Annotated in this window: 12 protein-coding genes; 7 read left to right on the forward strand and 5 right to left on the reverse strand. The window is 40.5% G+C overall.

The window, feature by feature from the left end; all coding sequences use genetic code 11:
* Positions 1–11: 11 nt before the first annotated feature.
* The 5 genes from brxL to HWQ58_RS17925 all read right to left on the reverse strand — a co-directional run bounded on the left by brxL (position 12) and on the right by HWQ58_RS17925 (position 9248).
* On the reverse strand, positions 12–1460 hold the full coding sequence (gene brxL, locus HWQ58_RS17905; RefSeq protein WP_292865256.1) for a BREX system Lon protease-like protein BrxL: 1449 nt from the start codon (positions 1458–1460) through the stop codon (positions 12–14).
* Entirely contained in the window at positions 1432–3639 is a 2208-nt protein-coding gene (locus HWQ58_RS17910) for a hypothetical protein (protein WP_292865259.1), read from the reverse strand. Before HWQ58_RS17910 ends, brxL begins: the two co-directional genes overlap by 29 nt.
* Before the next feature lie 326 nt (positions 3640–3965).
* Positions 3966–7961 (reverse strand): hypothetical protein, encoded by a 3996-nt coding sequence (locus tag HWQ58_RS17915; protein WP_292865262.1) that lies wholly within the window; start codon positions 7959–7961, stop codon positions 3966–3968.
* Between the two features lie 32 nt (positions 7962–7993).
* Positions 7994–8434 (reverse strand): hypothetical protein, encoded by a 441-nt coding sequence (locus HWQ58_RS17920; protein WP_292865264.1) that lies wholly within the window; start codon positions 8432–8434, stop codon positions 7994–7996.
* Positions 8424–9248 carry a DUF4007 family protein gene (locus HWQ58_RS17925; protein WP_292865266.1) on the reverse strand — a complete coding sequence of 275 codons (825 nt, stop codon included), beginning with the start codon at positions 9246–9248 and terminating at the stop codon, positions 8424–8426. The genes HWQ58_RS17920 and HWQ58_RS17925 overlap by 11 nt, the downstream gene beginning before the upstream one ends.
* 349 nt (positions 9249–9597) lie before the next feature.
* Here HWQ58_RS17925 and dndE point away from each other — a divergent pair, with 349 nt between their 5' ends.
* From dndE to HWQ58_RS17960, 7 genes are all read left to right on the forward strand, one after another.
* Complete coding sequence (gene dndE / locus HWQ58_RS17930) at positions 9598–9984, forward strand: DNA sulfur modification protein DndE (RefSeq protein WP_292865269.1); 387 nt, start codon at positions 9598–9600, stop codon at positions 9982–9984.
* Positions 9985–10035: 51 nt separating this feature from the next.
* On the forward strand, positions 10036–11493 hold the full coding sequence (locus HWQ58_RS17935) for a DNA phosphorothioation-associated putative methyltransferase (protein ID WP_292865272.1): 1458 nt from the start codon (positions 10036–10038) through the stop codon (positions 11491–11493).
* A gap of 248 nt (positions 11494–11741) precedes the next feature.
* A complete protein-coding gene (locus HWQ58_RS17940; protein ID WP_292865275.1) occupies positions 11742–13256 on the forward strand; it encodes an AmpG family muropeptide MFS transporter in 1515 nt (504 codons plus the stop codon).
* Positions 13241–13663, forward strand: a complete 423-nt coding sequence (locus HWQ58_RS17945) for an ABC transporter permease (protein WP_104906124.1) — start codon at positions 13241–13243, stop codon at positions 13661–13663. Before HWQ58_RS17940 ends, HWQ58_RS17945 begins: the two co-directional genes overlap by 16 nt.
* Before the next feature lie 188 nt (positions 13664–13851).
* Positions 13852–14040, forward strand: a complete 189-nt coding sequence (locus HWQ58_RS17950; protein ID WP_292865279.1) for a hypothetical protein — start codon at positions 13852–13854, stop codon at positions 14038–14040.
* 22 nt (positions 14041–14062) lie between these two features.
* A complete protein-coding gene (locus HWQ58_RS17955; RefSeq protein ID WP_292865282.1) occupies positions 14063–14569 on the forward strand; it encodes an N-acetyltransferase in 507 nt (168 codons plus the stop codon).
* 174 nt (positions 14570–14743) lie between these two features.
* Complete coding sequence (locus HWQ58_RS17960; RefSeq protein WP_292865285.1) at positions 14744–15502, forward strand: HEAT repeat domain-containing protein; 759 nt, start codon at positions 14744–14746, stop codon at positions 15500–15502.
* Positions 15503–15615: the final 113 nt, after the last annotated feature.

Below are 15615 nucleotides of genomic sequence, written 5' to 3' on the forward strand. Positions count from 1 at the left end.
AGATATAGTATTTACTTTGTCTCCACATAAATTTCTCTACCAAACTGCCTGAATTCATCATCGAGATAATATAGCGAATTTCGGATTGCTTGGCGTAGTTTACAAGCAGGTTCCAGGCAATCGCGCTCGTAGTCCATTAATGTTAATTCTAAATGAGGATAGAGAATTTTTAGAAAACCTGATGCTGATTTGAGAATAGCATTTTGGTCACGAATAGTTACATTTTTGGCAAATTTAGTATGCTGTTCTACGTAGAACATGAAGCGATTGTCTTGGCGTAGAGATAGCAAAACTTCACCAAAAAAATCCATTTTTAAACCAACTTGAGAAGCTACCATTTCTCTTTGAAACTTCGGAATTTTCCAACCGGGGACAATACCAGATAATCGGTCTAACAATGCAGTTTCAGCAAAAAACTTGGGGAGGTTAGCAATTAAATTATCTTCATTGCGTGGTTCTAATTGATCGTCTAATTCAATATTAGCTAGCATTACTAACCCGCAGTCACTAGAAATATCTGCAAAACCAGAGCGATTATAACGACCGCTAGCAAGATAATTTTTGAGTGGGCCAATGACTTCTTCAGGATTATCAAAAGTTAAACTTTGAACTTCATCTAGAACCACAACTTCATGACGACCGAGTAACCCAACTTCTTTAGTTCTCCCATTAATAAACAATTGGGCAGGAGTAACTTTACCACCACTAATTAAAGCAACTTTACTACTGATATTTTCAAAAAAGAAGCTTTTGCCAGTACCTTTAGGAGCTAGTTCTATTATGTGATAATTAGCTTCCACTAATGGTAATAACCTAGCCAATATCCATGTTTTAGCTTCCTGCTGATAACTAGGATGCTGAGGGTTAAAACCCATTGAGCAAAATATTAAATCCCGCCATTGTTGTGTATTGAATTTTGTCCGACATTCGGCATAGCCTTGTAAATCAACTTGTGAACATTGAAATGGTTCAAAATCCATCACTTCCACTTTGCCATCAGGAAGCATAGCTAGAGTAACTTTGCCCCAAATTCCTTGGCGTAAAAGTATTTTATAACGTTCGACAATATCAGTCGCAATGCTACATTCAGTCAAATTTAATACAGGAATTTGTGCCAATGGTTCAGGAATTACTCTTCCTCCCTGTTCTAATTTAATCCGTACCTGCATTAAAGCAATGAGTTTTCGGATTTCCCCTTGAGTGAGGTCAAAAATAATTTCATTCCGGTCATCTTTACGTGGAAATGCTTTTTTAAGAAAGCTATTGATTTTCTCTAATTCTATTGATGTAAGTGTTCCTGAACCGGGCACAATTTTATCTAACAACCATTCAGCCACAAAACTAGGCACGCCAATAGAACTTAGTCCACTAGATGGTAGTCTAGTTTTATCAATACAGAGATTTCCGAAAACCTCATGAACCAAATCGTTATTATAGGTTGTTGCTTCCCAAGAATTCATCTATATCAAATCCACTACTATATATTTGGTTAATAATAATTTTTGAGTCAGGAGTAAGGGTAGTGCTTTCGATTTCAGCACAGGCAAATCTAAAAGTTAATTTGCCAGTTAAAGATAGGTTATTTCCCGGAGAATTTGGAGGCAATGTGGGTACTTCGGGAAATACTACCTGAAAACTGAAACGCTGATTAGCAGGAATTTCCTGTTCTAATAGTTTTCCCTGCTGAAAATCTGGTAGTTCGTGAATATATACGCAAAGGTCTGTTAGCGGTACTGAGTTAGGATTCTCAATAGTAATTTCCAGTTCTCCTGTCTGTCTGGGTTTGCCTTCACCAAAGCAAAAAACCAGCACAGGAAGACGTTGGATCGATTTTCGCAGAACAGATACGCCGACCACAACTTCTTCAGGAAATAGCCCACCGTGAGAACCGATAATTTTTTTATTGCTAGTGTAGCTAAAAGAACCTAAGCTAGCGGAGCCTTTGACAATACTAATATCGTGGGGAAGACTGTAGCGATCCCCTTCTAAAACCACAAACCTGCTATCATCGGTTCTACCAATTGCTATTCTCCCCTTGGGTTCCAGTTCTGGGGGGCAGTGGGTGATTTTTTCGGAAGTACCCATCATTTGACCGTGGTCACTGGCAATAACGATTCTTAGTGCATCTGGATTAGGGTATTGTTGTAAACAGTAATCAATTTTCTTGGCAATACCTTCTAGGGTGTGCGGACGGTCAAGTTCGTAAAGGCTTTGCCAGTCTTTTTGACTGTGATAAAGACTATCGAATATATCTGTATCCCAACAATACAACTTAGAAGTCTTTTTTCTCAAAGCGCTGTAAAGTTTGTCAACTTGTCTATCTGTATAACGTTTGCCCATGCCCATTTTCACAAAAGCTTTGCCAGCATCCGCAACCCAAGCAGAATCACTGGGCAATAATTGAGCATATAAGCTCCATTTGGCATACTCTGTTTTAGTAGGCAGAATACTAAACCGAGGTTCAAGGGCAGTTTCTACAGCAAGTTTGTAATTATTCGTTAGTAAAGACAAAAGTTCTAGGTGATCTAACCATCCTAAGCCATCGACCACAACCCAAAAAATAGGGCTTTCTTGGCAAAGATTTTGCACTTTTGCTGCAACGCTGTAGTTGAGGTAGGAATTTTCTACTGAGTCTATCTGCATCTGGGGGTAGTGCTGAAGCATCCACTCAACAAAGCTATCCGCCAAACTATCACTAATTCTTGGTGCAGCGACAGGTTGCTTAATAACTTCCCAGGCACGGAAGGGTAGGTAATCTTTTGTTGCCCAAGCTAAAGCTTGCCCAGGAGTAGCATCTAAAGCCAGGGGTTGAGGTGGATGTTGATTAAGACTTAATTCTTGCTTCTGCTGATAGCTAAGATAAGGGGTAACTTTGGCTTCCCTGGCTTGATTAATCCAGTTAGGTCGATTGCCAAAAACCTTGTAAGCACAATTTGCAATTCGTTCCATACCTACTTGGTTAGTAGGCATTAGGGTATCCAGGACTTTACCTTCGGTGCGGGATATAAGTTGTTCCCAGTAGCTGTCAAACTCTTGTCTGAGGAAGTCGGGAACTGGCAAGGGATACTTGCCAATGTCGTTGAAGACTGGTTCTGCTATGCCTAACCAGCGACGCAGGAACAATAATTTATCTTCAGTCTGGTAATAGTTTGTTAACTCATGTTCCTGGAACTGCTGCTGCCAAACTCGCTCTAGGGGTTTGTACTCTTCTGGAACTGGAATTGACAACCAAGCAGCGAGATGTGAGATGGAGGCTTGGGCAAACCATATCTGTCCATTACTATTAGTGATGTTGTCTGCCAAAAAGTGGGCAATGGTGTTGTCTTGGGGATAAGAATCTAACTTAGTAGCCAGAATCAGTAGTTGCTCGTCAGTCCAGTCATAAGGTAACGGTACAGTAGCAAACAATTGCCCTAGTATGTAGCGGGGATGTTGCTTAATCTCCGTAATTTCCTCACTTCTATTCCACGATCGCAGCCAAGTTTCTGCCCATTTGCATAATCGCTGACCTCTTACCCAGCAAGGATCAGCACTGACACCAAAGAACTGTATCCATTCCACCTCTGTTGTAATTCGGATATAGCCGGAGGGAATATCGTACAATCCAGTAGGGTCTAATATGATATGTTTATCACTCATCCCTATTACTCCTCCGTCTTTTCTGAGAGAATGTGTCCTAACCTCTTGTACACATTTTGTTGCTCTAAACGCGGAAGTTGCCGTAACAGTACGAAAATTTGATTGGTTATATCTTTCTCCCGTTCCTCAACGCATTGACGTTCTATATTCTCTAGTAACTGAGTTTCTGTAACACTAATTAAGTTAATATAATCAGATTTTTCAGATTGAATTTTCTCCAGTAAATTGTTTGCTACTTCGAGTTTCTCCGCATCATCAACCGATTGGTTTATTTGAGTACAACTGTTTTCTAAATCTTTAACCCATTGTTGAGCAACAGCTTGTTTTTACTGAATAATTTGTGATTGTTTTTGTTCATATTCTTGTATTTTATTCCGAAAATTTATTTCTAACTGAGAAATTCTCCCTTGAAAGCGAGCAGCATTATAGATATTCAACTCCCGACTAGCAATTATTGCCAAAATATCATTACAATTGGCAATGGAATCACTTTGTTGATAGCGAATTTCTAGACTTTGTATCTGCTCTAGGTCATGCTTTAAATTCTGGATTTGTGGTTGTAGTTGTTGATAGTCTCCGTAATCAGCCGAATCTTGAAAGACAACATCAAGCTTGGCATACTCTGTATTAAGAACGTCTAATTCTGTGAGATTGTTTACTGATTGTAGTTGAGTGTGAAGATTTGCCAGACTAGAACGATCGCTAGTGATTTTGTTTTGAATCGATTGCACAATTTCAGCAACTTCATGCTGAAATTTATCGGGATAATTGAAGCAAGATTGTAAATTTTCAATTTCTTGAAGCGCTGCTTGAGAAAGATGAATAGTTTTGATTTTTGTTGCAGAATTACGAATATTCTGCATAATTTGTGTATCTTCAGCTTGCTTTTGGTCTTCTTCTGCCTGCTGCCTAATGTCTGTTAATCTGATGTTGCTGGTATGGAGGGCATTTTGCAAACTCTCAATTAAGTGGGGAGGCAAGTCTGCAATTTGGGTAATCTGGTCAATAATTCCTTGAATCTCAATTTTATAAGTATTGCAAGCTTGTTCGGTAGATAGTGACTCAGCACGCTTGTTTTCTACTGCTACAAGTTGGTCAATTTTATTACTGACAGTTTGAAATGCTTGAAAGAAGCGATCGCGTTGTTGTTGCGTTGGTAAAATTGAGTTGTTTGGCGATCGCTTCCGTAATTGGGGGTAAAGTGGTAACAGTGCTGCCAATTGTGCCTCATGAGGTAAGTTTTCCATAGTTTGCACTGGTTGAAACCACTTGTCAATTTCAGCAACCGCAGCACTCATCTGCTTTCTATTCTTAGTTAATTCTTCTTTTTCTAACTCATCCGGTTCATTAGACTCTAAAAAAGCAGTAACTGCCTCTAGATACTGCTGCACCTGATCGTAATAGTTTATTAGCGATGCCGCAATCGGCATTTCTGTTTGTTGGCGACGAATCAGTTTGGACTTTTGTTTAACAATCCAGTCGTTAACAAATGCGGTGGGGTTTTGGAGAATATCAGTATTACCCCAGTCTTTCAAGGATTGTGTTTTCAACGTCACATTTAACCTTTTGGAACTAAGTTCGATATAGCCCCTGAGAGATACTTCTTTGCGGTGGATTGCCAGCCATCCTGCTAGCAAAATGGTAAAGTTATATTCGCTATAACCAAACGGTGGAGTAGAGAGGACTTGCCAAATTTTTTCCAGGTCAATGACTTTTTGTGGCAATCCTTCTAAATCAGTCATTTCAGAAATTTCATCCCAGGCAGCACGGATTTTTTCAAGAGTTGGTTCTTGAACAATATATTTATCAGATGTTTTCTTGAATAGACCCCATAACCGGACAAAAATCTGGTCAATAACAGTACTGTAAGAACGGTCAGGCAGTGTCTGTTGACTTAGATTATCTTCTATAAAGATTTGTTTGGCAGTCCAGCCGACAATTTTTTTACCTGTGAGATGGCCTGAACGCATTTTATCGATTTCATCCACAGGAGGAACGAAGGGATATAAATCTTGTAAAAGTACACTGATTACCCGTTGTGCTTTGCATTGTTCCGCAGATGGAATTTTCTCGATCCCTATACAATGAAAAGTGCAATTATTTAATAAATTGTTTAACCGTGTGTTCACTTCTTTTTGCCAACGCTGAAGCTGTTCTTCATAAGCTTTTACCGACAATCTTTTATCAGCAGCGTCCGTCTCTTCAAGAGCTTTTATCTGTAAAATTACACGGGCTAAATTTCCGGTTTCTTCTCTAGGAATAGCAACGGCAATGTAATTTTTAATTGGCGATTTCAATAAATAATTAGCTACAGTATTACGAAACTCTTGCAACTCCTCTTGAGTCTCTGTTAGAACATAAGCTAAAATTCCCTTCTCGTTAGTATCTCTCAGAATACGATTGTTCTCTAGCGCTTTAAGGAATTTATCAATACTATATATCTTACGTTCAAACCGCCAGTCTTCACTCACTAATTTGTTATCTTTGACAAACTGTGTAGCAGTAATTATATTATTGGATGGATGTTTTTTAAGAATATTAATTTTATCACAATAAACGACAACATCATTAATAGAGGTTGTTTGGTATCTGATTTTATTTTCAATTTCTTCTTGAATAACTTTAGGGTTAATTCCTTCCCAAAAACGATATAGCTTAATTTCTGGTCGGTGGTAAATTAAGTCTCTTTCCTTTTCTAGTTTATCTAGTGCTGTCTGGAGTCTCGATTTAGTTAAACCTGTTAAAGCTACTAAAATCTCTTGATGTTCTTCTTGGTCTGCTTTGGTAAGTTTTTCTCCACTAGCTTCATATAAAAACAAAGCTTTAATAACCATTAATTCTTCGCCATTTTCGGCACCTGCAACCAAATCCACAGCTTTTTTATAGTGATTATAAATCGAGGAATTAGAAAAATTTTCAATAAAGGTATTTACTAAAGCAATGGGATAAATGTAATTAAGTTTTCCAGCATTTTCTATAGACTGAGTTGCAATGAAATTTTTGACATAGCCTTTTATAAACTGAATAGCAGTCCGATCTTGAGTAAAATCAAGGTTGCACAGCAGATATGCTGTAAGAGGATGGAGGGGAAAACAACCCTCGGACAAGTGGGTATAAAACTCTTGGAAAGACCAGCCTTTGTTTTTATAAATTTTAATTCTTCGTTCGTAAGCTGTTTCAGCTTCTCTTCTCAGCGTGTTATCCCATTGATAACGAAACGTTTGCCAACTGGAGTCATTTTTTGGCAACAATAAGTTTTCTATTACTAGTTCCAAGCTAGAAGTAGGGTTATCGTAGGTAGTGCCATCTTTTGGTGCAAGGCGAGTTGCTATCTTTTGGTACTCTGGTATCGCATTTGCGGAAATTCCCAATGCCCTACCAGGATGAATTTGGGTGAAACTTAGTAGAGCAATTTTTCCTTTATAGTTTTCGCAAATGTTAGTAATGTTTTGTAGTGCGGTACCCCCAGCACCTATGTCATCTGCTGCCCAAGATTTCAGATAGTAATTTAGCTCATCAAATAAAATTAAAATCCCCTGGAAGTGGGCATTTTGTCCAGTGCAATAATTTTTTAACAGGTCTTCTAGAATTACTTGAATATTTACATCAGCAGCAAAATCAGGAGTAAATCCCGTGATTTTAAAAGCAAGTTTTTTAACAGTCGATAGAACACCAGAGTTATTTTCTCTGAGTAAGCGAATGAGAGAATTTAAATCACCATCAGGATTACCAATGCTTTCTAGATATTTCTCTGCTTTTGCCCTATTCACTGGATTCAAACTTTCCAAGTAGTGTAGGGGTTCGCTGCATATATCTTGTGCTAAAGAATCCTGAATACCTGCTTCTTGTAGATTTTTTACTAGTTGTTGCAAGAATTGCTTCCTAATGTCACCGCCTTGATCACCACTAAGACAGATAACCAAATGTTGGTGACGTTGGTTTTGTTTAAAAAACTTCAATCCTTCAGATATAGCCTGATTTTTGGCAGATGTCGCTTTTTCTACTTGTGATAAAATTCCTTGTACTTCCTGACTGTGGAAGGGTTTTTTGAAAAAATTTGCGATCGCGATCGCAAAATGAGACTTACCCTTACCATATTGTTGAATCATCAAATGGATATTCGGCTGATTTGCACTATGATAGCTACGGCGCACCACATCCAAAATACCAACCGTCGATAACTCAGGTTTTGTTGAGTCGTAGTTAAAGATAAAACTCTCACACAGAGGCAAATTTTTCTCTAAATCATCCAACATGCCAAAGTTCACAGAACTGGCAATACTACCCTTTTCGTTGATTTCAACAAGTTGCTTAAGGAGCATAATCAATTAAAATAGCAAATGCAAAGTGATAATTATCCTGAAGGAATACGCTTAATTCGCTCTGACGACCAATTTTTGGGTGCTAATTGCTCAGGTAGCAGTATCCACAAAAGTTTTTCTAGCTTGCGAGTTTCTTCCAGTTGCTTCCAGAAAAGGGTAATGTGACTCCCAGATGTAACCTGTAGATAAGTAATTAGACAATCTAATCCTTCCAGTAAAACAACCTGCTTACTAATCCCAGAACACATTGACTTGATAGCATCCAATTCAAGATCCAGATCATGATGAAGCGTGAGAAAGTTTTCTCCCGGTTGAATCCTTTGTAACAAATTTTTTCGGTAGTTGACCCGTTGAATATTATTGTCAAAAGCGATACGTACTAGTTCGTTTTCGTCAGGTATGTCCCACAGTAGTAAGTGAATTCTGTCATCGGGCCTGGCATCTCGCAGCCGGAAATCAGCTTTATCTGTCATAGGCCTTTTCCAGTAGTGCTAAGGGTTCATCCCAGCGCGGAATCACTTGGAAAGGAGGTACTGCCCGTCGCTGTTCGATGATGCCGTAAGCTTCTAGTGCATTTAGCTGTTCCTGTAGTGTATCTGCTTTGATCCCCAATACAGCAGCAATTCCCATTTTCTGGTTCATGATGGACTCCGTAAGAACAGAACCTTCGCCTTTAAAGTCACGTTCCCACAGCTTTGCTAGGAAATATCCCACCAGGTAAGAGTTAGGTAAGAGGGCATTTCCAGCAACATATTTATCTTGTTCTTGAGTGATAAACTTGCAGGATGCTAAAGCTTGAAACTCAGTGTATGCCCGCAAGATAAATTTGATTCTGTCAGCAATCACTTTGCTTTCTTCTTCAAACTCTGAAGCAATATGATACAATAATTCCTCGCTAGTAAATTTACTATAACGAGGCAAGAACGTATATATAAAGTAAGACCATCCACCCCAATCAGTAGGATTTTCTGGTGTTTTTTGTAGTCCTTTATCACCAAAACTTAAATAAAAGTGCATCAACCAGTCTGTAATATTTGACTCCAAGCCTGAGTCTAGCCGCAAGATAATTTCTCCTTCCCGACTAGGGCAATTATTCTTAATTAACCCTGCACGTACTGCCCAACTTTTTACTCGTCCTACTTTGCCATTACCTAAACTTGTTTTCTCCATCAAATTAGGCAAGCTATCATTTAAGCCTTTTTCTTGGGCAGCAGCATGAATAAGTCTATTTATTTCATCTTTTTTAAAGGCAAAAGATCCATTAAAATGTAGTTGCAATTTAGCCATAATATATTTTCTACATGTGAAGTTTAATAAAATAAACCATTTTTTTGGTATTAGTTAAATTTCAAAAATATGTATGATATGTTTACTCCCAGCATTTAGACAACTATTAAATTGTATATTATTAACTAGTATATATGCCACTTTCAATGTTGATATTAGTGTACATAGACTCACTACAGCAAGCAGCTAAACATCGCTAATTATCTAAACATGATTATTTCTTCCTCTAAGTGATAAAAGAAGGAAGAATTAAGTAGCCAAAATTAATCAATCGGCTGTTAAGTATTGTTAATTATGTGAAAGGATAATGTATAGGATTCCTTTTACTCTTTCCCTTTTACCTTTAGTTATGGAATCACCAATAGAACGTATTCGTCTCTCCCAAACAGCTAAAGACCAACTTACCAAACTGAAACGCAGCACCAAAATCGACCAGTGGAATATCCTATGTCGTTGGGCGTTTTGTCGTTCCCTCACAGAACCAACCGCACCCTCCCCCGTCCCAATTCCCCAGGATAGCAACGTCGAAATGACTTGGCGCGTCTTTGGCGGCGAAATGTCCGATATTCTCCTCCTCGCCCTCAAGCAACGCTGTCACAATGACGGCTATCCCACCGACAAAGAAACTCTCGCCACCCAATTCCGCTTACATTTGCATCGCGGTATTGGCTACTTAGCAGGCGATCCAAATATCAAGAAAATTGAAGATTTAATTGAACTGGCGGTTAAAAATTGAAAGGATATTAGTTGACTGTTAACTGTTCACTGTTAACTGACAAATAATATTATGCCTGAAGCGCTAGAAATTGAGCGTCATAGAGCTGCGATCGCTCGCACTGATTTATCTCGCCCCGTGCGATTGGCAATAGAATGGGCAATCCTGAATCCAGACACCACTTTTTTTGATTATGGTTGCGGCTATGGTGGTGATGTCCAGCGAGTAAAAAACTTAGGCTACACCAGTGCAGGCTGGGACCCTTACTACCATCCCGATGTACCACGCACCCCCGCCGATGTAGTCAATTTGGGCTATGTCCTCAACGTCATTGAAGACTCAGAAGAACGCCGTCAAAGCCTTCGCCAAGCTTGGGAACTCACCGGGAAAATTTTAATTGTCGCGGCTCAAATTCTGATTAACGCTCCCAGCAAAACTCAACTTGCTTACAATGATGGCATTGTGACGCGCCGTAATACTTTTCAGAAATATTACGAACAAGAAGAACTCAAAACTTATATTGATGAAGTCCTAAATGTCGATGCAGTACCGATCGCTTTAGGTGTCTACTTTGTTTTTCGAGATGAGGCTGAAAAAGAAAGTTACAAAGCTATCCGCTTTTTTTCTACCACTTCTACACCGCGAGTCCGCATCCCCGTTAAACGGTTTGAAGACTATCAAGAACAACTGCAACCATTAATGGCTTTTTTTACCAAACGCGGTAGACTACCCGTGAAAGGCGAATTAGAAAATGAACAGGAATTACTAAGCGAATTTGGTAACTTTCGCCGCGCCTTTGGGGTAGTTTTGCAAGCCACTGACGAGGAAGAATGGGATGCGATCGCTTACCGTCGTTCTCTAGATATCCAAGTTTATCTCGCCCTCACCCACTTCGATCGACGCCCTGCATGGCAAAAGTTAGCGCCAGAAATGCGGCACGATATCAAAGCCTTTTTTAGTAGCTATGAAGAAGCGTGCCTTGTAGCCGACCAAAAGCTTTTCAGCTTAGGTAAACCTGAGGTGATTCAAACTGCGTGTGAAAAAAGCAAAATTGGTAAACATACGCGTGGTGCGCTTTACGTCCATGTTTCGGCACTTGCTGCACTTGACCCCATACTCCGAATTTGTGAAGGTTGCGCTAGCCGTACCATTGGGCGTGTTGATGAAGCCACATTAATCAAATATCACACTGATAAGCCGCAAATATCCTATCTGTCTTACCCGGAATTCGACACCGATCCGCATCCGGCATTAAAAGCCAGTATCGGTATTGATTTAAAAACCCTCTTCATAACTCATCGAGACTACGAAACTAGGGCAAATCCGCCGATTTTACACCGTAAGGAAACATTTATTACCAGCAGCTACCCACGCTACGAAGAATTTGCTAAACTCACCCAACAAGAACAGGAATTAGGGCTGCTTAACCAAAAAAGCGACATCGGTACGCGTGAAGGTTGGGAAAAATGCCTTGCTGCACACAGAGTAGAAATCAGGGGGCATCAGGTTTATCCAATTCAGGAAAGTTAAGGAAAAGCTAAGACTTTCAAGACATTCTTGATGAGCATATCAGCCAAGAAGATTTGGTACAAACTGGCATATATGCATGAGATGGTATGGCAGGTGTGGCAAGATAACTGCAATTGGCTAATACCAATTTTACGTAAAGCGCACAGCTTTATAATTCCTGCAAGCTTTGCATGATAGGCGCTTGCTCCGACCGATAACATGCATTCTTAAGAGAAATTAATCAAAGGTTGATAAGGAATGTTTAAACAATGAGAGAAATGCAAGCACTGCGACAAGCTGTCCAAAGTCGTAAGATGGGTGCTTTGTTATTGCTAGGTTTTGCATCTGGGTTGCCGTTGTTTTTAACTAGTAGAACGTTGCAGTTGTGGATGCAAGATGCCAAGGTTGATATAGGGAAAATTACTTTATTTGGTCTGCTGGCTTTGCCTTATTCCCTGAAATTCTTATGGTCACCTTTATTAGATAGATTTATACCGCCAGTTCTAGGAGGAAGGCGGGGTTGGCTAGTAATTACGCAACTGGGATTAGCATTAGCGATCGCACTTCTAGCATTACAACAGCCTGCGCAAAATGACCAAGTACTACAAGTTCTGGCAATCAACTGTCTGATCATCACTTTTTTGAGTGCCACCCAAGACATTGCCGGTGATGCCTACCGCACGGACATTTTAAATCCCCTAGAATCCAAAACAGGTGCATCAGTTTGGGTTCTAGGCTATCGTTTAGCCCTGTTTATTACCAGTTCCTTAGCTTTAGTTCTAGCAGATCATATCCCTTGGAATAGTGTTTACTTACTCATGGCAGCTTTAATGGCAGGGAGTATACTGACAACTTTATGGGCACCAGCAGAACCAAAGATCCGCGACAACACACAAAAAGCTGCACCCCTATCTTTCAAAGATGTCATTTTTCTGCTATTTATAACTGTGTTGGTAGTTGGATTAATCGGAGGTGTATTTGTCGGCTTTATCTCCCTACCTATATTTTATTGGCTATTAGCAACTTTGATATTAGCCTGGATAGTCACATCTTTGTTATTACCGACAGAGTTATTAGGTGAGGTAAGAGAAGATAGTCCGCCCCAAAATTTACAAGAAGCAATTTTCCTACCATTCAAAGAATTCTTTCACCGATTTGGGCTGACTCAAGGTAGCGTCATCCTAGTTTTTATCGTCCTCTATAAGCTGGGTGATTCTTTGGTGGGAATCACAGCGAATTTATTTTTGCGAGAAATCAGTTTTACCAAAACTGAGATTGGGGCAATTCAAGCTGGAATGGGCTTTCTAGCGACGACAGTTGGCGTATTAGTCGGTGGCGTCATTATGACTAAAATTAACCTCAATCGCAGTCTATGGATATTTGGCATACTGCAATTATTGAGTAACTTGGGTTATTATGCGTTAGCGGTTGCTGGCAAAGATTATTCGCTTTTAGTGTTGGCAGTGAACATCGAAAACTTCAGTGCTGGATTAGTCACAGTTGCTACAGTTGCATTTTTAATGAACCTTTGTAACCACCGCTTTACAACTACTCAGTTTGCTTTATTCTCTAGCTTAATGGCTATTAGTAGAGACGTTCTTTCAGCTCCTGCCGGAGATTGGGCTAAGGCCACAGGCTGGCCCTCATTTTTCTTACTAACCCTAGTAGCAGCCTTACCTGGATTGCTACTTTTACCGTTAGTTGCCCCCTGGAACCCTCAGCCAGTGGCAGTATCCAGACCAGGACTTGAAGAAGAAGAAGAGGATATATGGGGAATCAAGTAGTTATTGCTGTCGGCACATTTATTCTCTTACTCACTGGTTTATTACTTGGGTATGTTCTGTCGCAGTTAGTTCTAGGATTTCTAGCATTTAACCTTCTAACTTTTTTCGGAACACTCAGCCTAATTTTAATTTTTGGTACGCTTTATTACGTTTTATTTTGGCAATTGCGAAGAGAGCAGTCCCGGCCATCAACTCCATCAACCATTAATCAAGGGATACCAACCCAGGTTGAGGAGGGTTTATCTGATAGCTATCTCAAAAACAGGCTAATTGCTAAATTATCTGGTGACACTGTCGCAGCCGAACGGTTAATTGAACAGGCAAAAGAGACTTATCCTGGGATGCCGGAGAATTGGTATTGCGAAAGAGTACTTGATGACTTGGAGAGCGATCGCCAGCGGGAGTAGGGCAGTGGGGAGTGGGAAGCAGGGGAGCAGAGAAGAATAATTAATCCCCAATGCCCAATTCCCCATGCCCAATGCCCCATTCCCAATTCCCAATTCCCATGCACAGAAAATTGATAAAATAATCAAGAATACTTAACAAATCTTCAGCTAGGTTCTCATAAAAGTTCCTAGCTTCTTGCAATTAAAATATGGCTATTTTTCGTCAATACATCGCTCCGCTGCTTGCGGTATTGGTATTTCTCTTTGCCCTAGTTGCAGTCAGCGCTCGGATCTTTTTACCGTCTGATATGGCAGCACCCGCACCAATTGAAGAGGTAGAGGTAACTTCTCAACCTACTACAACTGATTTACCTCCAGCAGCACATAACGCAAGCTAGCTAAGTCAATAAACCTATTTAAGTGTCTGAACAACTACTACCTGGATATATTATTCGCCGTGGCTCCCTTTTGGAGCGATCGCTGCTGCTTAAATTCATGCAGCGAACTTACCAGGATCTCTTTCCCAATGAGGATTTTTCCCACCTAGAGCAAACAGTTAAGCAATACTTTTCTAGCGATACACCCTTATGGTGGGTAGAGTTTTCGAGTGAGGGAGATAAGGGAGAAAATTCTACCTCATCCCCCGATCCCCCGATGGCCTGCCTCTGGGTGGGCAATGCTATAGATCAAGTACATGGGAACCGTCATGCTCACATCTTTATCCTTTACGTTGTACCAGAATATCGACGACGGGGTATTGGTACAGCCTTGATGCGATACGTGGAAAATTGGGCTATTCAAAGAGGCGATCGCCAGATTGGACTGCAAGTGTTTCAATCCAACAAACCCGCATTGAATCTTTACAATCAGTTAGGTTATCAAACCCAATCCATCTGGATGGTAAAATTCCTGAGTGCAGAAAAATAAACTCAAGGATAGCGATAACATACTGTAGCGTCTGAGTTATGGAGATTCTCGTTGAGATAAAACTCAACGAGGAAGAAAGGAAAATGTATAAGAACCCAACTAATATATATAAAGCTTTAACTTATTAGCGCGGGGGATTATGTGTTAATCCCTTTTCGGGATTGAAATCAAATTATGTATGACGAAGACGATCTAAGCCTACTCGATATTGAGGAGGAGCTAGAAAGCCCCTTAGATAAAATAGAGCCGCTAACTGCCGAATCAGTTGTGGCAAAGCCCGATCCAGAAGTGATGCTAACCTTGCTGCAAAATCCTCAGCCCCAGCAAAGAATGTTAGCGGCACGTGCTTTTTGTGATATAGAAGATGCCCGTGCTACCCCCCATCTGATTCGCCTGTTAACTGATACCTGTCCCTTAGTGCGGGTTAGTGCAGCTTATGGCATCGGACGCAATCCCAGTTCAGAGGCAGTGAGTCCGTTAATTGCTCAACTAAACAGTGATTGGAATGGCTATGTGCGTAAAGGTGTAGTTTGGGCTTTAGGAAACTGTCGTGATCGCCGTTCTTTAGCACCTTTAGCAGACGCTTTAAGAACCGACATTTCCGCAGTGCGTTTGTGGGCTGCTAGCGCCTTAGCACAGATGGCAGAAGTCGGTTATGAAGCAGTTATAGGGGCAATACCACCATTGATCGAAGCTTTAGTCCAAGATCCCGTGGCAGCAGTGCGAAGTAACAGCGCTTGGGCAATTGGTCAACTGTGCCGCGAATTGCCTTCTAATGTAGTTTATGCCACAGCGATCGATGCCCTAATTCAAGCCTTTGCCGAAGACCAAGATTTGGGAGTTCGGGAAGACGCCAAAGCCTCACTGTTAGGAGTGGGCGATCCTCGTGGCTTGCAACTAATTGAAACCCTAGAACAAGAAGGATGGTTTTGATTAAACATTGGGCATTAGGAATTGGGGATTGGGGATTGCATTAGGCATTGGCCAAACACCCTGACTATCTAATTAGTATTTAAGAGCTTGAGACTCAAGCACAGCGAGAAGTT

Source organism: Nostoc sp. LPT (assembly GCF_017115165.1).
Taxonomy (GTDB): Bacteria; Cyanobacteriota; Cyanobacteriia; order Cyanobacteriales; family Nostocaceae; genus Nostoc.

Excerpts from the sequence above, each read along its gene's own strand:
- HWQ58_RS17935 (WP_292865272.1), top strand. The coding sequence starts at position 10,036 with ATGCCTGAAGCGCTAGAAATTGAGCGTCATAGAGCTGCGATCGCTCGC.
- HWQ58_RS17950 (WP_292865279.1), top strand. The coding sequence starts at position 13,852 with ATGGCTATTTTTCGTCAATACATCGCTCCGCTGCTTGCGGTATTGGTA.
- HWQ58_RS17925 (WP_292865266.1), bottom strand. The coding sequence starts at position 9,248 with ATGGCTAAATTGCAACTACATTTTAATGGATCTTTTGCCTTTAAAAAA.
- HWQ58_RS17920 (WP_292865264.1), bottom strand. The coding sequence starts at position 8,434 with ATGACAGATAAAGCTGATTTCCGGCTGCGAGATGCCAGGCCCGATGAC.
- HWQ58_RS17915 (WP_292865262.1), bottom strand. The coding sequence starts at position 7,961 with ATGCTCCTTAAGCAACTTGTTGAAATCAACGAAAAGGGTAGTATTGCC.
- HWQ58_RS17945 (WP_104906124.1), top strand. The coding sequence starts at position 13,241 with ATGGGGAATCAAGTAGTTATTGCTGTCGGCACATTTATTCTCTTACTC.
- HWQ58_RS17940 (WP_292865275.1), top strand. The coding sequence starts at position 11,742 with ATGAGAGAAATGCAAGCACTGCGACAAGCTGTCCAAAGTCGTAAGATG.
- HWQ58_RS17960 (WP_292865285.1), top strand. The coding sequence starts at position 14,744 with ATGTATGACGAAGACGATCTAAGCCTACTCGATATTGAGGAGGAGCTA.
- brxL (WP_292865256.1), bottom strand. The coding sequence starts at position 1,460 with ATGAATTCTTGGGAAGCAACAACCTATAATAACGATTTGGTTCATGAG.
- dndE (WP_292865269.1), top strand. The coding sequence starts at position 9,598 with ATGGAATCACCAATAGAACGTATTCGTCTCTCCCAAACAGCTAAAGAC.
- HWQ58_RS17910 (WP_292865259.1), bottom strand. The coding sequence starts at position 3,639 with ATGAGTGATAAACATATCATATTAGACCCTACTGGATTGTACGATATT.